The organism is Bdellovibrio sp. HCB-110, from assembly GCF_047323225.1.
GTDB lineage: Bacteria > Bdellovibrionota > Bdellovibrionia > Bdellovibrionales > Bdellovibrionaceae > Bdellovibrio.
Map to the genome: position 1 here is coordinate 1,217,087 of NZ_CP178750.1, position 19,091 is coordinate 1,236,177.

20 protein-coding genes and 1 riboswitch are annotated in these 19,091 nt (G+C 45.4%); of the genes, 12 read left to right on the plus strand and 8 right to left on the minus strand.

All coding sequences use genetic code 11. The features are described 5' to 3' along the window. Position 1 precedes the first annotated feature (1 nt). From ACL934_RS05795 to ACL934_RS05805, 3 genes are all read right to left on the minus strand, one after another. Complete coding sequence (locus ACL934_RS05795) at positions 2-385, minus strand: hypothetical protein (RefSeq protein ID WP_374078709.1); 384 nt, start codon at positions 383-385, stop codon at positions 2-4. A 153-nt stretch (positions 386-538) separates the two neighbouring features. Continuing rightward, complete coding sequence (locus tag ACL934_RS05800) at positions 539-844, minus strand: hypothetical protein (RefSeq protein ID WP_374078711.1); 306 nt, start codon at positions 842-844, stop codon at positions 539-541. Positions 845-1,111: 267 nt separating this feature from the next. After that, positions 1,112-1,194: riboswitch (cyclic di-GMP riboswitch) on the minus strand. A 484-nt stretch (positions 1,195-1,678) separates the two neighbouring features. Then, a complete protein-coding gene (locus ACL934_RS05805) occupies positions 1,679-2,473 on the minus strand; it encodes an Mrp/NBP35 family ATP-binding protein (RefSeq protein WP_374078713.1) in 795 nt (264 codons plus the stop codon). Between the two features lie 50 nt (positions 2,474-2,523). Here ACL934_RS05805 and ACL934_RS05810 point away from each other — a divergent pair, with 50 nt between their 5' ends. Then, positions 2,524-2,919 carry a hypothetical protein gene (locus tag ACL934_RS05810; protein WP_374078715.1) on the plus strand — a complete coding sequence of 132 codons (396 nt, stop codon included), beginning with the start codon at positions 2,524-2,526 and terminating at the stop codon, positions 2,917-2,919. A gap of 19 nt (positions 2,920-2,938) precedes the next feature. On the opposite strand, the gene ACL934_RS05815 is transcribed toward ACL934_RS05810, so the two are convergent. Both ACL934_RS05815 and ACL934_RS05820 read right to left on the minus strand, forming a co-directional pair. Continuing rightward, positions 2,939-3,424: a hypothetical protein gene (locus ACL934_RS05815; RefSeq protein ID WP_374078717.1), complete on the minus strand. Its 486-nt coding sequence runs from the start codon at positions 3,422-3,424 to the stop codon at positions 2,939-2,941. Positions 3,425-3,553: 129 nt separating this feature from the next. Then, entirely contained in the window at positions 3,554-4,054 is a 501-nt protein-coding gene (locus ACL934_RS05820; protein ID WP_374078719.1) for a cytochrome C, read from the minus strand. 112 nt (positions 4,055-4,166) lie between these two features. On the opposite strand from ACL934_RS05820, the gene ACL934_RS05825 reads away from it, so the two are divergent. The 3 genes from ACL934_RS05825 to ACL934_RS05835 all read left to right on the plus strand — a co-directional run bounded on the left by ACL934_RS05825 (position 4,167) and on the right by ACL934_RS05835 (position 6,600). Beyond that, on the plus strand, positions 4,167-4,637 hold the full coding sequence (locus ACL934_RS05825; RefSeq protein ID WP_374078721.1) for a hypothetical protein: 471 nt from the start codon (positions 4,167-4,169) through the stop codon (positions 4,635-4,637). Beyond that, positions 4,634-5,968 (plus strand): GAF domain-containing protein, encoded by a 1,335-nt coding sequence (locus ACL934_RS05830; protein ID WP_374078723.1) that lies wholly within the window; start codon positions 4,634-4,636, stop codon positions 5,966-5,968. Before ACL934_RS05825 ends, ACL934_RS05830 begins: the two co-directional genes overlap by 4 nt. A gap of 116 nt (positions 5,969-6,084) precedes the next feature. Then, positions 6,085-6,600 (plus strand): hypothetical protein, encoded by a 516-nt coding sequence (locus ACL934_RS05835; protein WP_374078725.1) that lies wholly within the window; start codon positions 6,085-6,087, stop codon positions 6,598-6,600. Here the strand turns inward: ACL934_RS05835 and ACL934_RS05840 are convergent. Next, a complete protein-coding gene (locus tag ACL934_RS05840) occupies positions 6,597-6,977 on the minus strand; it encodes a YbaN family protein (RefSeq protein ID WP_374078727.1) in 381 nt (126 codons plus the stop codon). The genes ACL934_RS05835 and ACL934_RS05840 overlap by 4 nt on opposite strands. Positions 6,978-7,079: 102 nt before the next feature. On the opposite strand from ACL934_RS05840, the gene ACL934_RS05845 reads away from it, so the two are divergent. After that, complete coding sequence (locus ACL934_RS05845) at positions 7,080-7,871, plus strand: substrate-binding periplasmic protein (RefSeq protein WP_374078729.1); 792 nt, start codon at positions 7,080-7,082, stop codon at positions 7,869-7,871. Here ACL934_RS05845 and ACL934_RS05850 read toward each other — a convergent pair. Together ACL934_RS05850 and ACL934_RS05855 are read right to left on the minus strand one after the other, a co-directional pair. Then, positions 7,868-10,936, minus strand: a complete 3,069-nt coding sequence (locus tag ACL934_RS05850) for an efflux RND transporter permease subunit (protein WP_374078731.1) — start codon at positions 10,934-10,936, stop codon at positions 7,868-7,870. The genes ACL934_RS05845 and ACL934_RS05850 overlap by 4 nt on opposite strands. A gap of 53 nt (positions 10,937-10,989) precedes the next feature. Then, on the minus strand, positions 10,990-11,346 hold the full coding sequence (locus tag ACL934_RS05855) for a hypothetical protein (protein ID WP_374078733.1): 357 nt from the start codon (positions 11,344-11,346) through the stop codon (positions 10,990-10,992). Between the two features lie 116 nt (positions 11,347-11,462). Here ACL934_RS05855 and ACL934_RS05860 point away from each other — a divergent pair, with 116 nt between their 5' ends. From ACL934_RS05860 to ACL934_RS05890, 7 genes are all read left to right on the plus strand, one after another. After that, entirely contained in the window at positions 11,463-12,803 is a 1,341-nt protein-coding gene (locus ACL934_RS05860) for a glycine--tRNA ligase (RefSeq protein ID WP_374078735.1), read from the plus strand. 201 nt (positions 12,804-13,004) lie between these two features. After that, positions 13,005-13,709 (plus strand): MotA/TolQ/ExbB proton channel family protein, encoded by a 705-nt coding sequence (locus ACL934_RS05865; RefSeq protein ID WP_374078738.1) that lies wholly within the window; start codon positions 13,005-13,007, stop codon positions 13,707-13,709. Between the two features lie 16 nt (positions 13,710-13,725). Continuing rightward, complete coding sequence (locus tag ACL934_RS05870; RefSeq protein WP_374078741.1) at positions 13,726-14,181, plus strand: ExbD/TolR family protein; 456 nt, start codon at positions 13,726-13,728, stop codon at positions 14,179-14,181. Positions 14,182-14,191: 10 nt separating this feature from the next. Then, positions 14,192-14,689, plus strand: a complete 498-nt coding sequence (locus ACL934_RS05875) for an ExbD/TolR family protein (RefSeq protein ID WP_413613205.1) — start codon at positions 14,192-14,194, stop codon at positions 14,687-14,689. Between the two features lie 24 nt (positions 14,690-14,713). Continuing rightward, on the plus strand, positions 14,714-17,704 hold the full coding sequence (locus tag ACL934_RS05880; protein WP_374078745.1) for a tetratricopeptide repeat protein: 2,991 nt from the start codon (positions 14,714-14,716) through the stop codon (positions 17,702-17,704). Continuing rightward, complete coding sequence (locus ACL934_RS05885; protein ID WP_374078747.1) at positions 17,701-17,964, plus strand: hypothetical protein; 264 nt, start codon at positions 17,701-17,703, stop codon at positions 17,962-17,964. Before ACL934_RS05880 ends, ACL934_RS05885 begins: the two co-directional genes overlap by 4 nt. Next, positions 17,961-19,091, plus strand: coding sequence for an AgmX/PglI C-terminal domain-containing protein (locus tag ACL934_RS05890; RefSeq protein ID WP_374078749.1), 1,131 nt, complete (start codon positions 17,961-17,963; stop codon positions 19,089-19,091). Before ACL934_RS05885 ends, ACL934_RS05890 begins: the two co-directional genes overlap by 4 nt.

Below are 19,091 nucleotides of genomic sequence, written 5' to 3' on the forward strand. Positions count from 1 at the left end.
TTTAGCCTCTCTTGATTTCATTTTTAAAAACATCCAGACTTTTCCGACAAATTTCTAAAAGCTGTTGATCTGGAACAATATGCGATATCAATCGAAAAAGAAGATAGGCCTGTTCTGTTCCATTCAGCTCAAGAGTTTTTGAAACTCGGCCCAGATTCTCAAGTCCTAAGTGGCGGTCTTTGCGAAAGAGATTCTTGTAGTAGCTCGGCGCTACGTTTGTTTTGCGTGCGGCGATGGCATATGAAAAATTCTTTTTCACAGTTTTCAAATAGCGAAATCGCGCGGCAAGAAAGTCTCTATAGTCAGAGTAATCCACAATACTGGGATTTTCATTTGGAGTTTCTACAGGCATGGATGGACCTCCATGCAGAAGCTTAGAAGACATTTGCGACTCGGTTCAAGCCATCAAGATCAAAGCTAAATAGGAGGCTTGCGCGAAAAACAAATTATTTTCGTTACTTATGGTAACAATGTCAGTGAACTCCCAGGTTCACTATTTTTTCACGGACCCCCGAGGGCAATTCGGGGGTCATGAGTTTTAGCGCGCTAAATATCGACAGTGTCTTGCGATGTGGGCCTTTGGTTCGCGCACGGAGTATTGGAGAACTTCTCCTGGGTGAACGACTTTATCAATACGCTCTTGGACTTCGAACTCTGGATTTTCACCAGAGAGACGATCGAAAGAGAAGATGACATATTTCATGTCTTGCGCAGCCCCGGTGTCGTTCTGATAAGTGCAAGTGTACTTAAATCCATAATTGGATACTCGCCCGTAAAAACTTTCAAGCTTCGCTTGTGCAGAGAAAGATGCGGCCGTGATTAATAGAAACAAAATTGTTTTCATTGGAACCTCCATTTTTTAGGAGGCCATTGTTTGAATTTATTTTGGCGTCGGTCCAGTTAAGATGCCGCCATTTTATTTTCAGAAAATTTGTGGTTACAGATATTACAAAAACAAAAATCCCAGGAAGGGATTTTGATTCGCAAGGTCTTAAAAAAGTGCTTGCGAGGAATCGTCATTGATAACTCGCAAGCTAAGGGGAATGAAACCAATCCTTGTATGTAATTGTTCCTTCCATATGCACACCTCTGATTCCTCAGGTGACTCACCTTTGGCAGCTGGCTGGCGTGGCTTGCACCGACACCCCTTTAGCTTTGCGTCCCGCCGTTTCCGACGGTTTGCCTTGAGGCAAAGGAAGGATCTAAATCCTAACGAGTATAACCCTAGGAACCTCCTTTGAGTTATTCTTGATAGATCCAACCAGTTCATCGTTCTTTAGAGAGGCCTGAACCCGAAACCTCTTGGTAGTAATCCTGGTGATTCGCACGTCACTTCGGTGGTTCATCATGATGATCGTGAATTCGATTTTTCATCCGCGTCCTCCCTTAGCCTGGCCCTAAAAGCTGTCACTTACCCGAGGTAAGTCTCCCGAGCCATGTGGTTTCAACTCTTTCAGGATAACTCGACCAAAGTTTTATTTTCAATAGCACTATGTTCGATTCTCAAAATACGTCGAAAATGCGTTTCGCTCTGAGAAAATGCGCAGGAATTTGTTTTGGGATGAAACGAAAAGAAATGAAAAAAGGACTCCGCAAGTAGTCCTTTTTGTTAGAAAAAATAAAAGAAGCTGCTTCAGCCTGCGCGCCACGGGCGCTTCGGCACTGCCGGCATCCGCCGTTACGGCAAAATTTCGCGAATACGATCCGCAATCTTCAGGAACTCTTGCGCCTCAGCACCGTTGCTGTTGGCTTCAACGATAGGAATACCTGCTTCGCAGGCAAGACCTACTGAAGGATTGAATGGAATCGCTCCCAATTTCGCAATGCCTTTTGAATCGGCGTAAGAATCCATTTCTCCCTTAGGGAAGAGCTGCATTTTTTCGCCGTTCACAGGATTGATCATGTAAGCCATGTTTTCAATCATACCTAGCATCGGCACATTCACGCGTTGGAACATGTCGACGGCTTTTTTCACATCAAGCAAGGCCACGTTCTGCGGGGTAGAAACAACCACGGCTCCTGCAACGGGAACTTTCTGAGCTAACGTCAGTTGGATGTCACCTGTGCCCGGTGGAAGATCCACTAGAAGGTAATCTAACTCGCCCCAGTTCACATCGCGAAGGAATTGATCCATAGCTTTAAAGAGCATCGGACCACGCCATACGACGGCCGCACCTTCTTCCACCAAGAAACCAATACTCATAAGTTTAATGCCGTAACGAGTGATTGGTTCCAGTTGATTTGTTTCGGGATTGATTTGCGGTTTTTGTCCCAAAGTTCCTAACATACGAGGAATGCTCGGACCGTAAATATCCGCATCAAGTAAACCGACCTTGCTTTTTTTGCCTAAAGCCATAGCAAGATTAGTTGCCACCGTACTTTTTCCAACCCCTCCTTTGCCCGAACTTACGGCAATAATATGTTTCACTCCGGGAATTGGCGTCTGTTTTTCAAAGGGATTTGGGGCAGCCATGAATGGGACTCCTTGATAATTTTGTGCTCACAACGAATAATAGAAGTTGAATGAATAGCCAAGACTTTTTGACATTGAATTTGGTAGGGGCGGGAGCTTTTATCTTCTGGTATCTCCTATCACGCGGAGGCCCACGCCGTCCGACGCAGTTGAATATGAAAGCGCAGGATAGCGCACCGCCACTCATGGAGGCGACCCCGGAACCACCTCCACCAGGCGCAGCTTTGCGTCGTCACCCTGATATCGAGGGTGCCACAGTGAAAAGTTTAAATGTGATGTTTAATTACAATGGTCACAGTTGGGATGCTTATGAAGTGCTGGGAGTTCCAGCGGGAGCGTCCATCAAACTCGTCACAGAGGCCTATCAGGCCGCCATTCGTCGTTCAGATAAAGACTCCGTGGAGTTTTTAGAAACCGCTTATCACGCCATCCTGAATAAAAAGTAGTCGGCGGGCGCCGGCAAATTTATCGAGAATAAAGACAGCTAAAGCCTTTGCGATTTTGGCTGTGCTCCCACAAGAATTTTCCCGTTTCATCGAAGATAATGGTGTCTTCTTGTTCAAGAGTCACTGCCGTTTCCGAGTTTGAAAGAAGAATCGTCTCTTTCTTGCGGATAACATTGTCTTTACGAGTGACGTAAGTCAGGATTTTCTTTTTTCCCTGTTCAACTTCCTCGTGAACAACCTTAGAACCTTTGTTGATGTTGCAAAAATTTTGTGTATCGCCTTCGTCAGCGGGGCTCAATGTAAAACCACCACATTGTGCGGACCATTCGATTTCTTTAGGGCAGCCTTCAGTTCCGGTCACAAAAAAGTAATGACCGATGGAAGCCGGCTTCGGAGCTACACTCTGCGGAGCGCGTGCAATAATCTGTTCGGGCGCTGCGGACCACTGGTGAGTGGCAAGTTGCAGTCCCAAAATGAGAAAAAATAAAACTTTTTGCAAACGCATGAGGGCTCCTTACACTTATGAACATTCAAAGCAAAGTTCATGCAGTGTAAGAAGCCATTAAATGAAGTTAGAAAACGCCGATCTCAAAGTGAAATGTTGAACTTCACCGAGGGTGACAAAATCGGCGTCTTATTTCTTGGCTTGAGGAGGAATCACGTCAAAATTCACATACGGCGTCTTAGGAATTTCGCCCGGAGGCAGCGCCGTTGGAATAACTTGCGAGTGATTTCCCAAAGAGCGAATGAAGCGATACATAGAGCGCGAGTCCTGTTCACTCATCACATTCACAGAGTAGAAAGGCATCGGTGGCAGAGCCTTTAAATTCTTCAAGTACTGAACCCATTGGTCTTCCGTCATATTGGCGACACGCGTGCGAAGATTGGTTGCGTAACTTGTGCCCCAAGGACCTTTCCAGCCCATGTCGCTTCCACTCAGCCATTCTTTTTCCGGCACGGCTCCGTTTTTAGGGCCATACATGGGAGTATGGCAGTCGTTGCAACCCGTCACTTGGATTAAATAACGTCCATGCTCTATTGTCGGTTCATTGTTGACAGATTTTCGCTTGTTCTGACCTAAAGTCACTTGGCTGAGGATAAGAAGTCCCAGGAACGCAAACTGTGCCGTTTTCATACTCACTCCTTTGATTGAGATAAGAAAATCTAACATTTTCTTTGTCCGTCTATTGCTAGGAATGTCCTAAAAAGATCTTAAATTTTTCCTAAACGCCCTGTAGGATGTGTCCGTGATGAATTCTAATGAGCTGCGACAGTTAATCGAAACAACGGGTGTGAGCATGGTTATGTCGACCCGGGACGAGCATCTATGGCCGGACCTTTGTGAGGTCTTAGGGTTGCACCTCAATGAAGATGCCAGTAAAGCCAGGCTCTTTGTTTCAGAAGAGCACGCGGCAAAATGCCTCAGCAATATTAAAAACAATGGATGTATCGCTATTTCTCTATCTCGTCCTTGTACTTTCCAAGCGGCGCAGCTTAAAGGCAAAGTCGCGAACGTGCATGCGATGGCGGCCGAAGAGAAAGACAAATCTATAAGCTGGTCTCAGAGATTTCGTAAAGAGATTCAATTGATCGGTGTCCCTAATGAGGCCGCAATGGGGCTCAGATTAAAGGCCGATATGACGATTGAAGTCGATATTGAAAATATATTCATTCAAACTCCGGGCCCTCAAGCGGGACAAAAGCTGGAGCGCGCATGAGTGTGACTTTGTCGGATCTGGCCTGCTGTTTAGAAGGTGTTGTCCCCTCCATTATTGCGACGTGCTCGAAAGAAGGCGTTCCCAACGTTTCTTATTTAAGCCATGTTTTTAAAATAGACGAAAAACATGTGGCGACGTCCTACCAGTTCTTCAATAAAACGCGCGCCAATCTTTTAGAAAATCCTCTGGCGGTGATCAAAGTCCGTCATCCGGGAAATCTTCAGTCCTACAATATGAAAGTAAAATATCTGCGCAGTGAAGAGCAGGGTCCTGTTTATCAGCAGATGTCACTTAAACTTGATGTCATTGCGGCCTATGAGGGGATGGGTTCTGTTTTCAAATTGAAGGCTGCGGATATTTATGAAGTGGTTGAGATTAATGAAATAAATAATCAAACGGATTTTCCAATGCCTGATATGTGCGGCAATGGAGTGAGTCTTGCTGATTTAGAACTTCTACGTGTGATCTCGGATAAAATCAGTTCTCTGTCCACTTTGGAAGATTTCTTGGATCATTCAATGCATATTCTGAATCGCTATTTGGGGTGGTCACACATGATTCTCCTTTTAGCGGACCCACAACAAAAGTCTCTGATCACGCACTCAAGTTTTGGTTACTCTTTTGGAGGAGTCGGTGCCGAGGTCAAATGGGGAGAAGGTCTGATCGGACTTTGTGCGGAGCATGGTCGACTCTTGCAGGTGAGCGCACTTGGTGAAGGGCTTCGTTATGCCCAAGCGGTTAAACAAGGACACACCCAAGAAAGTCTTTCTCTGCGAATTCCTCTTCCTGGATTGACCAATCCCGCTTCGCAAATCGCGGCCCCTTTGAGTGTTCAAGGGGAATTTATCGGCGTACTCGCGGTGGAGTCGGCAACGAAATTCTATTGGGGAGTTAAAGAGCAGCTCCTGCTTTCAACGGTGAGTAACTTTTTGGCCGTCGGTATTCGCGCTCTTGAAAATCAAGGGGCGGGACTGAAGGCTGAATCCGTCGCGGTTTCGACACCTCCATCGAATGACAAAACGGCTTTACGCCTGCGTTTTGTTTCTGACTCCGAACTTATTTTTGTGAACGATCAGTATTTGATTAAAAATATCCCGGCACGAATTCTGTGGTATCTTCTGCAAACCTATCACAAAACAGGACGAAGTGAGTTTTCAAATATGGAGCTCCGGGCGGAAAAGAGTCTGCAACTTCCAGAAGTGAAGGACAATTTGGAAACTCGTTTGATTCTTTTGCGTAAGCGCCTTGAAGAGCAATGTCCCACCATTCGTTTGCACTCCACGGGACGAGGCCGTTTCCGTCTGGAAGTGTGTGGTGAGCTTCAGTTTTAATCGGTTTACTTTAAGTCCTAGGTTCCTTATGCGCTCAAGGAATATTAAAATCCGATGAACTGATTTCCCAAACTCCGTCAGGCTCTATATAAGAAGCCCAACCAACGGAGACGAATATGATTTCAAAACAGCTTTTTACAAGTGTGATTCTTTCAGGCCTTCTTTTACCGCAAACAACGTGGGCTCAGACTCCCGTTAAAAATCTTGCTGACGCCAAATCCTTGATGCTTTCTGTCGGCGAAGAATTGGGTAGCGAAAATGATGCTAATGCAGTTTTTGTTACTGACAGTGCCAAAGCAAAGTCTCTTCTTATCGAACTACTCAAAGGTCAAAAGAAAACTCAAGATATCGCGGCAGTTCGTGGGGCTGACTATGTCAGTGTCATCGTTCAAAATCACGATGAAGCCCGCATCTACTATTACGTTGTAAACAAAGGTGAAACTCAAGCCTTAGAAGTCGGAGACACTTTAGCAGTCGTGGACCTAAGCTATGCTGTGTGCTCCAGCCACGGAGAACCCAGTTTACTTCCGGGCAAATTTGCAAAACGTCAAAACTTACTTTTGGGTATGGATGCAAACTCTTCAGTGATCGGAACAGTTTGGTTTGATGATGTAGAGTGTGAAGACTATTAAGGGTTTTCTTTTGAGGGGCGTGTCCAGATAAAAATCAACACGCCTAAGCACACAACTCCCGCCAAGACTTTCGCGTAAAGAGGAACTTTGCCGCTGGCTAAAGAGATGGATACGAGTGGAACCATCAAGACCGTTGCCAATACTTTTGCACGAGTACGAATAACGCCGTGTCTTTGCCAGTCCAAAATAAAAGGACCAAGATGAGGTTGATTGATCAACCACTTGTGCCAGCGCTCTGAACTGCGTGAAAAACAAAATGCCGTCAATAGTAAAAACGGTGTTGTAGGAAGCAACGGCAAGAAAACACCAATAACTCCCAAGAGGAGAAAAACCCAACCCGCAATAAAATAAACTGTTCTCGCCGTCGTCCGTAGCATTTTAGTATTGTACCTAGCTTTTTAAAAATAATGTAATGATTTGACCGTCTTTTGTTCGATGAGACAATTGTCATATCCCAGATCCTTTTTTATCCTTAGAGAATGAAAACTCTGATTGCACTTCTCATTTGTTGTTTAAGTTTCCCGACCTTTGCGGACCCATTGAAAAAGGTGACTCTCATTTCCATGGATATTCCTCCCTTTATGAGTCCGAAACTTCCAGAGCAGGGCGCGGCGATCTATGGACTTAGACATATATTCAAAAAGATCGGTTATGATTTAGAGGTTCGTTTTGTGCCGATTCAAAGAACGCGTAATGTAGGCATGAGTGACAATCGTATCAATGGATTTTTTCCTTCCTTCGTCGATGATGATTTCGTGCAAGGAATGACTTTATCCAAGATAGTATATAAAACTCCGTGGGTGGTCGCCGAAAGAAAAGACAAGCCCATTCACTGGAAAGTTCCTGCGGATCTTTTGAAGTACAAAGGTGGCAATGTGGGCGGTTACACTCTTCGTTCGCAAGTGGCCGATGTTTTTAAGGGAAAAGAAGGGGCTCTTGAAGAAGCGCCGAAAGACATTCAAAATATTTTGAAGCTCGCCAATAAACGCATTGACTATATATTTATAGATCAGAACGTTCTGAAATTCATTCTTGCCACAGACCCTCAAGCGCAACCTTATGCCCAGATTTTGCAAATCAATCAGAAAATGGTGGCGTTGAATGAATACGGCATTGCTTTTAAGCAGAATGCTGAAAGCAAAAAAATCATGGAAGAGTTCAACAAGGTGGCCAACGAGGAAGATTTCACGAAGGCCGTTGAAGGGTATATCAAGACTTACATGCCAGCGCCACCGTCACCGACGCCGCCAGCAGCTAAAAAAACTCCCTAAAGTTCTGGTGCTTTCTTCTTATTTTCTAAAGGAGAAAGCATCAAATACAGAGCTGGCACCACAAACAAAGTTAGAAGTGTCGAAACAATAGTTCCTCCGATAATCGCAAGACCCATCGGAAGACGTGTTTCTGAACCAATGCCCGAACCCAAAACCAGAGGTGTGGCCGCCGCCACGGTTGCCACGGATGTCATCAAGATCGGGCGCAGACGAACAGGGCAGGCTTCAAGCAAAGCATTTTCAATATTGCTCTGACCATGACGTCGCACTTGGTTTGTGAACTCCACAAGCAAGATCGAGTTCTTTTTCGCAATACCCATTAAGACAATCAATCCGATGAAGCTGAAAAGGTTCAAAGAGATATTAAACATCCACAGTGCCACCAAAGCTCCGGTAACGCTGAAAGGCAGAGCCACCAAAACCGAAATCGGATGAATGAAAGAGTTAAACTGCACAGCAAGAATCAAGAAAGCGACCAGAATACCAACCATAAGAGCCGAGTACAGGCTTTTGAAAGACTCTGCAAATCCGGCAGAGGCCCCTTCAAGAGCGAATGAATAACCTGTCGGCAGGATTTCTTTGGCAATAGCGCCAGCGCGTTCCAAGACGGCGGCTTGTGATTGTCCCGGGAATAGATTTCCGAAGACAGAAATAGATCTTTGACGATTCACGCGGCTGATACCTTGAATGGCGTTGCCTTCCTTGATGTGCACGAGTTGTGACATCGGGATGAGGTTCCCGAAATTATTGCGCACGTAAAGTTTGTTAAAATCTTCAGAGGTACGAAGTTGATCTTCACGAATTTTAAAACGGATGTCGTAGCGTCGGCCATCAGCGGTGTAGCGGCCTTGACGAAGTCCCCCCACGCCGGCAGAAAGAACCTCGCCTACGTCTCCCACGGAAACGCCACGATCCGACATCGCTTTGCGACTCGGAGTTAAAACGAGTTCGGGAATACCTGTGCGGAAATCCGTATCAAGATCCACGGCCAATTTTTCTTTTTCCAGGCGGTCCATTAATTCCTCAGATTTTTCCAAAAGAACTTTTAGATCCGGTCCACGCAAGTTGATGGCGAGGGGATTTTGACGACCCGAAGAAAGATTTCTCGCTGAAATATCCCGCATGGTCACACGCATACCTTTGACTTTTTTAAACTCACCACGCAGATCATTCATGATTTCAGAATGAGTTTTATCACGTTCAGCGCGAGGTTTTAAATTTACAGGCATAAATACTTGATTGACGTTGGAGCCACCGCCCCCGCCGCCGACAGAGACGAAGAAACCCTTAACGTAAGGATTGTTTCTTAGAATATCTTCCAGTTTTTTTGCCGCCTCACTTGTGGTTTCAAGCGAAGTGCCCGGAGGAGTTTGCGCTGAGACGATGATTAAATCCTGATCCTGAGGTGGAACAAATTCCTGACGAACTTTTGTTACCAAGAATAAAGACACGACGAAGAAAACCACAGACCCAAAAACGATGACATACTTCCAGCGCAAAGTCGTATGCAGGATTTTTTGATAAATGTGCGAAAGCTTTTCGAAAACCTCATCCAGAAAATGTTCCAGTTTTGAAACTTTCGGCTCGCTACTTAAAAAGGCCGCAGCCCGCATCGGGGTGATGGTGACAGCCTCTAGGAGTGAAATCAAAACAGCAGCACTCATCGTAACGCCGAATTGGAAAAAGAATTTTCCGATGATTCCATCCATAAAGACCACGGGGAGGAACACGGCGACGACCGCCAGGGTTGCGGCAATGGCGGCAGGAAGAACTTCCTTGGCGCCATCAGAAGCTGCTTTGGCAGAGCCTTTTCCCATGCGATAGTGGCGCACGATATTTTCCAAAAGCATGATGGCATCATCGACGACAATGGAAATGGAAAGGGTCAAAGCGAGCAGGGTGAAGAGATTGAGCGTAAATCCGGAAAAATAAAGAATAATAAATGTTCCAACGATGGATGTCGGAATTGAAAAGAGAATATTGATCGCGGCGGGAATGCTTCCTAAGAAAAAGAAACAAACCAAAATCGTGATAAGCGCTGCCACCCAAAGTTTTTCAATTGTTAAATCAACGGTCGCTTCGGTGGAACGCGTGTAATCGACATTCACGCGATATTGAAAACCTTTGGGAAAGGTGTCTTTGATTTGCTCTAACTTATCATGAATGGTTTTTGCGACCGTGACTTCATTGGTGCCACGTTGTTTGCGGATCTGCATTGAAACCGCTTGTTGGCCATCGACACGAGCGACACGGCGAATATCAGAAAGACCGTCTTCAACAGTCGCGACATCGCGAATAAAGATTTCGCGGTCATGGATTCTCTGGCCGCCGCGACGGAGGATTTGAATATTTTTAACCTCATCAACGTTGGTGGCTTCACCCAGCCAACGCACGCGCAGCTCGCGACTTCCTTCGGTGAACTGACCAGCGGCACTTTCCAAGTGCTGTGTGCTCAGAGCATCGACAACGTCACCCACAGTCATATAGAGGTCCGCGAGTTTTTTTGTGTCTAACCAAATGCGCAAGTTTCTTTGACTGAATCCGCCAATGCTCACTTCACCGACACCGGGAAGGAAGCGAATTTGGTCCAGCAAATAATTCTCTGTCCAGTTGAGCATTTCTTTAAGGGGAGCCTCACCAAAGACAGAGATAATAATGATCGGATCTTCTTCTGGATTTTGTTTTCTTACGACAGCGGGATCAACTCCGGGAGGCATGCGCATTTGGCTTAAGGCCGTTTGCACTTCTTGAAGAACTACATCGACGTTGCGATTGATGTCGAATTCCAGAGTCACCGAACCCGACCCTTGGCGGGCCGACGAGCGCATCTCTTTAATTCCTTCGATGGCCAAAAGACGTTCTTCGATAGGATCAATCAATTCGGCTTCAACAACTTCAGGGGCGGCCCCTTCATAAGTAACTGAAACACTGACAATGGGGAAGTCGACATCGGGAAGTTGGCTGATTCCCATTCGATTCATGCAGATGGCCCCGAAAACGATCAAGGCAAACATGAGCACCCAGGCAAAAACAGGGCGGCGAATCGAAAGATCTATCAAATTCATGGTGGTTTCCTCCGGCATTTAGACGGAATAACTCGCCGTCGGGTTCACTTATTTTAGTGAGTTTTTGCGGAAAGAGGCTCTTTATAGTCCGGCTTCAATTTCCCGCGATGACACATATAGCATGTGGACATGGGGCCTTTTTTCCCATCAAAACCGTTTTCTTTGAGCATTTGAGTGATCTTCATATGGTCTTTGCTGACCTTGAAGGTTTTTTTAGAGTCATCACGGAAGTTTTGGACGTTGTGACATTCAGTGCAAGTGACACCGAGTTCGCGGGAAATGACGATCATCTCTTCGCGAATCTTTTCCTCTTTGGTTACAAACTTAGTCACCGACTCGGAATGAGCCTGCGGAATTAAAAGAAGAAAGAAGAAAAGAGGTACGCCGTACCTTTTTGAAGCGCGCTGCATAAATATAGCTTCCCTAAGACCTCGTCCGAGATCAAGTAAGACCCCGATTTCTTGACTGCATCTAGACCGAAGTGTAACCATAAGTGTCAGCTTTTTTCTTACCTTTGGAGCCTAGCATGAAAATTAAGCATTGTGAGGATTTAAACACTCTTGTTTCCCTCAGCAAACGTCGTGGATTTGTATTTCAATCGAGTGAGATCTATGGAGGTCTTGCAAGCTGTTGGGATTATGGTCCTCTAGGCTCTTTGATGAAACTCAATGTGAAGCGTGCATGGTGGAATGCCATGACTCGCAGAGCAGACATCGTGGGTCTTGATGCTGCGATTTTGATGCATCCAACAGTATGGAAAGCGTCAGGTCACGTGGATGGTTTCAGTGATCCTCTGGTGGATTGCAAAGACTGTAAGACTCGTTTCCGTGCGGATAACACGGATTCTTATATCAATGAGAAGAAGTGTCCAAACTGCGGCAGCAAAAATCTTTCTGAAGAGAGAAACTTCAACTTGATGTTTAAAACTCACATGGGTCCTTTGGAAGATTCAGGCAGCATCATTTACTTGCGCCCTGAGACAGCTCAAGGTCACTTTGTGAATTTCCAAAACTGCCAACAATCGTCGCGTTACAAGATTCCATTTGGTATCGCCGCGATTGGTAAGTCATTCCGTAACGAAATCACGCCAGGCAACTTCATTTTTAGAACGCGTGAGTTTGAACAAATGGAAATGCAATATTTCGTAAAGCCAGGCACGGATGAAAAATACTTCGCGCAATGGAAAGAAACACGTTGGAACTTCTATATTAAGTACGGCATTAAGCCAGAGAACTTGAAATTCAAAGACCACGACAAATTAGCTCACTACGCAAGAGCTGCAGTGGATGTGGAATACAAGTTCCCAATGGGTTTCTCTGAGCTTGAAGGTATTCACAACCGTTCTGACTTTGACTTATCTCAACACTCGAAGTTCTCTGGAAAAAATCTTGAGTACTTCGATGAAGCGAACAAAGAAAAATACATCCCCTATGTTATCGAAACAGCGGTGGGTTGTGATCGCTTGTTCTTGGCGTTCATGTGTGATGCTTATCGTGAAGAGATCACAACAGATGAGGCGGGTAAAGAAGACGTACGTATCGTGATGGGTCTTCATCCGGAAATCGCTCCTTATAAAGTGGCGGTTTTGCCTTTGTCTAAAAAAGAAGAGCTGACAACAGTGGCTGAAAAACTTCGCGATCAATTGGCGGAAGATTTTGACGTCACTTATGATGAAACGGCTTCTATTGGTAAACGCTATCGTCGTCAGGACGAAATCGGAACTCCGTTCTGTGTGACGGTGGACTTTGAGACAGCGGGTGACCAAGCTGTGACAGTTCGCCACCGTGACAAAATGACTCAAGAGCGCATTCCAATGTCGCAGTTAAATGCTTACATCGCTGCAAAGCTCAAAACTTTTAATCAGTAATCCGTAACTTCCGCGTCCTTGCAGGTTCTTAAGCCGTGAGGACGCTTCTTTCATCCGTTCCAGAACCCTCCGCGAACTTTTTTTGGTATTTTGGCAAGATTAAATTAAGTTTTTGTCGATTTCGTTCCGTGTCATTGCGCATTTAACTTTGCAAACCTCTAGACCATGGTCTGTAATCTTTGGCGATTGGAGGGGAATTATATGGAATTTCTAACTAAAGCAGCACAGGCATTTGAACACGGTGGTTTCTGGATGTGGCCAATTTTGCTCATTCAGGTTGTATCTATTGCGATCATCATCGAAAGAGCGTACGCGCTTTTCGTTCGCAGAAAAACAAACCAAACAGCATTCGCTCTTGGATTTGAAGAGTCTATTCGCCGTGGCGAAATGGATGGCATCATCTCTAAAGCTCAAGCTTCTGCAGCTCAAAACCCAGTAGCTCGCGCTATCGCGGCTGGTGCGTTGGCAGCTCGTAACTTGGGTGGCAAAGAAGAGATCCAAGGTAAAATGGATGAAGTTCTTCTTGAAGAGAACGCGCATCTTGATCACCGCACAGCTTTCTTGTCTATGCTAGGTAACGTTGCGACTTTGACAGGTCTACTAGGAACTATCACTGGTATGATCAAGTCTTTCGCTGCGGTGGCTTTCGCGAATCCTGCTGAAAAAGCATCTTTGCTTTCTGCGGGTATCTCTGAAGCGATGAATGCGACAGCATACGGTTTGATCGCCGCGATCCCTGCCTTGGTTGCGTATGCAATCTTGCAAAACCGCGCGAATCGTTTGGCTGAAGACTTGAACCAAGGTGGACTTAAAGTTTACAACTGGTTGAGCTACGCTTACGAACCGATCACTTCATACCAAATCAAGACTTCTAAATCAGAGCGCAACACTGAAGTGAACGCGTAAGCTTTAAGAGGTTTTAATGAAACACTCTAAAAAGCATTTGGATTTTGAAGTTAACCTTATTCCGTTCATTGACTTGTTGTCAGTGTCGATCTGCTTCCTTTTGATCACAGCAGTGTGGTTGAACGTAGGATCGATGAACGTGAAACAAGCTGTCGGCGGCCAGGCGCAAGAGGACACGAAGAAAAGTCCTTTGGTGTGGATTCGCATGACAGCACAAGGAGACTTGGATCTTGAGGTTCAACAGAGCTCTCTCGTACCAGCTTCTTTGCGTAAGTTTCGTGTAGCACAGCAAGACAAGAAGGTGAATTTTGAAGGTCTCGAAAAGGCTCTTACAAACTTGAAACAAGTTGAGCCTTCTTTGAACACTGGATTGATTCAACCCACAGCTTCAACAGCTTATGAAGAAATCATCGACGTGATGGATAAGTTGAAGAAGAGCGGAATGACGGATTTGGGCGTTTCTCCTTTATAGTGGGGGTTTTGTGATTTCTGATGGCATCTTAAAAACATCAGTACTGACGGGGACATTAGAGGGGCACTCTATCATCAGTCCTCGTGGTGCTAAGTTAAAACGTCATATTGCCGCTGATCTTCTTTTGACAGCGTTGATTGATGCTTTCTCTATTCTTGTAATCTTCCTTTTGATGAACTTCTCGAGCACGGGCGAAATCCTGATGATCGGTAAAAACCAAGAGCTTCCAAAAGCACACTTGGCAGATGTTCTTGAAAGAAATCCTGTGATCAAAATCGACGACAACAAATTGTATGTCGAAGATAAAATGGTCGATGCAAATTCTATCACGGCCGAACTTTTGGATCTTCGTAAGAAGTACCAGGAGCTTCACCCGAAAGAGGAGTTCCCTGGAATCGCCACGATTCAGGCGGACCGTCGAGTGAAGTACGAGTTCTTAAACCAGGTGATCCTGGCGATGAACCAGGCGGGATACAGCGATATTAAATTTGCAGTAGTTGTTAAGTAGTAAGTAGGGACAGAGGGGGTCTCGATGATGAAAAAAGGACTTTTAATTATCTCTTTGTCGGCAGCGGTAGCGGCACACGCTCAAGCTCCGGCAGCTAATGGGTCAACTCAAGACCTCCTAATTCAAAAACTTACACAAGTACAATTGGGCTTGGCTCCGGCAGATCCTGCCAGAGCCGGTGTTCTTTTGCGCTTGGCGGACTTACACGCAGAACGTGCTCGTCAGCTTTCTATGAAAGAATTGGCTGACGGCTGCACGGTTTGTAAAGCGGGCGATAAAGACCGCGAAAAAGCATTGACCTACTATACAGAGGCATTGACGAAAGTTTCTGCGAACTCTGTCGCGAAGGTTCATTTGCAAATGGGTCATCTCTATGAACTTCAAGGTCGCAATGAATTGGCTGAAAAAAGCTATCAAGCGATGTTGAGTTCCTCTTCTTCTCCTATCGAGATGGCAGAAGCCAATTTGTCTTTGGCTGAAATGGCATTTAGAAAATCAGATTTCCAAAAAGCCCAAGGCCTTTACGAAAAAGTTTTGGCAACGGAAGGGGCAAGCTCTCAAGGTTTGGCTGCTTACCGCAAAGCTTGGTGCGCATTCAGAATGGGAAATCTCGAAGCTTCCATCTCTCAACTTCAAGAGATCTTGAAAAATCCAAAACTTCAATCACGCATGTCTTCAGCGCGTGGTGTGGCGGACGTTCAATTCCTCGAGGAAGTTTCTCGCGACATGGCGACTTTCATGGCCGCTCGTGGAATCAAAGACAGCGATGCAGAGACTTTGTATTCACTTTCTCCGGAACAATTCAAACTTCAACAAGTGACTATGCTTGCTCGTGAAGGTTTGCGTTTGGGCCAAAAAGAGCCTTCTTTGAAAGTCTGGGACTTTGTATATCAAAAACAAAGCGACCCTAAGTTGCGCCTTGAAGCCCAAGTGCGCATGGCTCAACTTAATTTCGATCTTAAAAATGTTCCTGCGGCAGCAAAGTCTTATCAAACGGCTTTGAGCTTGTGGTCGGCGACAGATTGCACAGCCGTTTCTTGCGAAGAATCTGCTAAAGGTCTTCGTCAATTTGTTGTCGGTTGGAATCGTATTGAAAATAGCAAGCCAAGTGCCGAGCTTTTGGCTGCTTATGACGAATATTTCAAAGTCTTCTCTGAAGACGAAGATATGTACGTATGGGGCTCTCAAGCGGCTGCGACTGCGGGTAACTACGCTCAAGCGGCTCAATGGACGGCTTTGGCGAATAAAGTGATCTTGGCCAAGTATTCAGCTGAAAAAGATTCTGCTCAACAAAAAGCGCAAGCTGAAAAACTTGAAAAGAATTTGCTCTTGGGAATCGAGAATGCTGAAAAATCAAAAGACGAAAAACTTTTGGTGGCAGCTCAAGACGACTACCTTGCTAAATCCGTATCAAAACAAAAAGCTTTCGACGTTCAATACCAAAAAGCCTATGCGATCTACCAAAAGGGTGATTACGCAGCGGCTGCGGATCAGTTGAAAGACTTGGCTGTGAACGGCAAAGGTTCACAACAAATCAAAATTCAAGCGGCGGAACTTTCTTTGGATGCTTTGGCAATCCTTAAGGACGACGCTCGTATTCAACAATGGTCTGGCGAATTCGCTGGAAAATTTGCAGAGAAAAAAGCAGAGTTCCAACAAATTCACCAAAAATCTATCCTGACTCAATCAGCGAAGTTGGCAGAAGCGCAACCTGACCAAGCCTTGGCAGCTCTTGCGGGCTTCAATATGTCAGCAGCGACATCTGAAGATAGAAAAACTTATCTTAAGAACAAAATTTTGCTGAGCGAGAAAGTGAACAAGATCACAGAAGCTCGCGTAGCTACGGAAGATCTTTTGCGTGAACCGTCTTTGACGGCGGATGAACGCGAATTTGCATTGGGCCGCAAAGTTTGGTTTGCAGAACTTGAACTTGATTTCGCAACAGCTTTAAAAGCGGCGGAACAAATGAAGTTCAACGGCTTGTCTCAAGACGAAAGAGTTTTGAAATTGGCTCTCTACTCTGAACTTGCTGATAAGAGCCCTGCCACTTACTACACGCAATACTTGAAACAATCCAAAGACGACGAAAAGAAGGCTTTGATTGCGACTCAATTGATCCGTTTGTCAAAAGCTCCGGCAAAAGATCTTGAGACTTATAAGTCGTACTTCAAAAACAATTCAGGCCTGTACGCTCGTGCGGCTTTGGATGTTTACGGTGTTACAAACGACAAAAAAGTTTTGGAAAAAGCTTTGAAAGAAAAAGGCTCTTCAAAACAAGACGCGTTTGTGATGATCGAAAAGATTTTAACTCTGGATGAAGTGAAAACTTTGGGAACGCAATTAGCGGCTCATAAGATCGACACAAAAAACCAAAACACAATCGCAACAGGTCTTAAATCTCGCGTGAAGATGCTTGAAAAAGCAGACGCGCTTGCCAACCGTGCGATTGCGGCGGGTGACTGGTCATCTCAATTGCTTGCTTTGGATCTTGTGGCTAAAGAAAATGCTCGTTTCTATAACGAAGCCTTAGCTCTTCCAATGCCAGCGGGTTTGACTCCGGAACAAGAGAACGAATACTTGACGATTCTTTCTCAGCAAGTGGCTCCGAACCAAAACGCAGCAACGATGGCTGAAACAAAAGTCAAAGAATTCTGGGCGCAAAAATCTGCTCTAGATTCTTACAAAACTTTCGCAGCTAATAACTACAACTGGTCTAAATACATTGCTGCTGATGTTGAAGCGGTGACGGCGATTGCTCCAGAAGATCAAAAGGCTTCTTGGACCGCAGCGGTTGTCGAGATCAAGGCGGCTGAGGGTTCTTTACAGAAACCTTCTTTGGCAGAACTTGAAAAAGCGCGCACAAACTTGAAACAAAATCCATTTGCAGCAAGTGCAATTCAAGAGGCCATCGCGGTTGAGAAAAAAGCTCAACGTAAGAGCATGGTGGAATACCTTGAAGGACGTTTAGCGACATTGGCTAAGAAGGACAATGAAGTGAAGGAGAAGCAACAATGATGAAATATGCGTTGATGATGATGTTGGTTGTAGGAGCTGGAATGGCTCACGCAGCTCCGGAAGCTGGCAAAGCGCCTGCTAAAAAAGCTCAAGATATGAACTTCGAAGACCTTTTGGTCAGCGGTCAATATCACTTCTCTGATGAAGCTGTAACGACAGTGGAAGAAGATAAAGTTTTGAACAGTTTGATTGGTGTAAGAGCAGACTTCAAAGATCGTATGAAGCAATCAGCGACTTTGGGTGAGGTGAAGGGCAAATGAGTCTAAGATTAGTCATTGAAGACAATTTAGGTAATATCACTCGCCAAATTCCGGTGACGGAGAAAAAAGCGCAAGTGATCCAGCGTATGGACACAAAACGCTTGGAAGTGGTGACGGACACGGCAGCTTTAGAGAAAAACAAAATCAAATTCTCTAAAATCGCGGATCTTGATTTTGACGAGATGAAAAACCAAAAACTTCCATTGGGAAGCTTTGGCTCTCTTCGTCTGGTTCAAGATGTGGCGACAGTGCCGGTTGATGGCTCTGTTAAAGAAGACGGCAAAAAAGATCTTAAAGCCTCTATCTTGCTCGCCTTTGCGATCTTTTTGATGATGATCTCTATTGTTCGTTTTGCTCCGAAAGAGAATGCGAAACTGACTGAAGAATTGAAACAACAAGTTGTTAAAATTGTTCAGACAAAAGAGATGAAAAGAAAAACTGTGGCTCCGACAACAAATATGATGGCGGATCAAACAGCGACAAAGATGCCAACAAAAAGAGCCGAGCTTGTTAAACGCTCTGGGGCTTTGGCTGCTTTGGGAAGTCTTCGTTCTGGCAAACAACGCGGTGGTTTGAACCTCGGCGCTGTGAATACGACAGCCGGTATCGGTTTGGGTGGCACAGGCGGAAGCGGTGGCGTGCAAACTTCATTGTACGGAAAAGGTATTACATCAGCTCCTCTAGGATCTGGCGCTAACATCAACGGTGGTGGCGGTTACGGAACTAAAGGTAAGGGCGGTGGCCAAGCTGGCTACGGAAGCCTTTCTTTGGTGGGTTCTGCGGGTGGTGCTCCAGTTCCATTGGGAGCGGAAGCGGAAGTCGCACAAGGTTTGGATCGTTCTGCGATTGATGAAGTGATCCGTCGCAATCTTGGTCAAGTTCGTTTCTGTTACGAGCAGGCATTGCAAGGGGCTCCTCAGTTGAGCGGTCGCGTGGCAATGGGCTTCGTGATTGGTGGTAACGGGCTTGTGAAATCAGCTCAAGTTGAAAACTCTTCGATGGCTAATAAGGGTGTCGAAGATTGCATTACGATGCGTTTGAAAACATGGAAGTTCCCAGTGCCTCAAGGAGGCGTGGACGTGAAAGTAACTTATCCATTTGTATTACGTAGACAAGGTCAGGGGTAA

Coding starts and splice junctions, on each gene's coding strand:
- ACL934_RS05890 (WP_374078749.1), top strand. CDS start 17,961: ATGAGTCTAAGATTAGTCATTGAAGACAATTTAGGTAATATCACTCGC.
- ACL934_RS05840 (WP_374078727.1), bottom strand. CDS start 6,977: ATGCTACGGACGACGGCGAGAACAGTTTATTTTATTGCGGGTTGGGTT.
- ACL934_RS05810 (WP_374078715.1), top strand. CDS start 2,524: ATGAATAGCCAAGACTTTTTGACATTGAATTTGGTAGGGGCGGGAGCT.
- ACL934_RS05870 (WP_374078741.1), top strand. CDS start 13,726: ATGAAACACTCTAAAAAGCATTTGGATTTTGAAGTTAACCTTATTCCG.
- ACL934_RS05865 (WP_374078738.1), top strand. CDS start 13,005: ATGGAATTTCTAACTAAAGCAGCACAGGCATTTGAACACGGTGGTTTC.
- ACL934_RS05855 (WP_374078733.1), bottom strand. CDS start 11,346: ATGCAGCGCGCTTCAAAAAGGTACGGCGTACCTCTTTTCTTCTTTCTT.
- ACL934_RS05885 (WP_374078747.1), top strand. CDS start 17,701: ATGATGAAATATGCGTTGATGATGATGTTGGTTGTAGGAGCTGGAATG.
- ACL934_RS05795 (WP_374078709.1), bottom strand. CDS start 385: ATGTCTTCTAAGCTTCTGCATGGAGGTCCATCCATGCCTGTAGAAACT.
- ACL934_RS05845 (WP_374078729.1), top strand. CDS start 7,080: ATGAAAACTCTGATTGCACTTCTCATTTGTTGTTTAAGTTTCCCGACC.
- ACL934_RS05830 (WP_374078723.1), top strand. CDS start 4,634: ATGAGTGTGACTTTGTCGGATCTGGCCTGCTGTTTAGAAGGTGTTGTC.
- ACL934_RS05850 (WP_374078731.1), bottom strand. CDS start 10,936: ATGAATTTGATAGATCTTTCGATTCGCCGCCCTGTTTTTGCCTGGGTG.
- ACL934_RS05835 (WP_374078725.1), top strand. CDS start 6,085: ATGATTTCAAAACAGCTTTTTACAAGTGTGATTCTTTCAGGCCTTCTT.
- ACL934_RS05805 (WP_374078713.1), bottom strand. CDS start 2,473: ATGGCTGCCCCAAATCCCTTTGAAAAACAGACGCCAATTCCCGGAGTG.
- ACL934_RS05800 (WP_374078711.1), bottom strand. CDS start 844: ATGAAAACAATTTTGTTTCTATTAATCACGGCCGCATCTTTCTCTGCA.
- ACL934_RS05820 (WP_374078719.1), bottom strand. CDS start 4,054: ATGAAAACGGCACAGTTTGCGTTCCTGGGACTTCTTATCCTCAGCCAA.
- ACL934_RS05860 (WP_374078735.1), top strand. CDS start 11,463: ATGAAAATTAAGCATTGTGAGGATTTAAACACTCTTGTTTCCCTCAGC.
- ACL934_RS05815 (WP_374078717.1), bottom strand. CDS start 3,424: ATGCGTTTGCAAAAAGTTTTATTTTTTCTCATTTTGGGACTGCAACTT.
- ACL934_RS05880 (WP_374078745.1), top strand. CDS start 14,714: ATGATGAAAAAAGGACTTTTAATTATCTCTTTGTCGGCAGCGGTAGCG.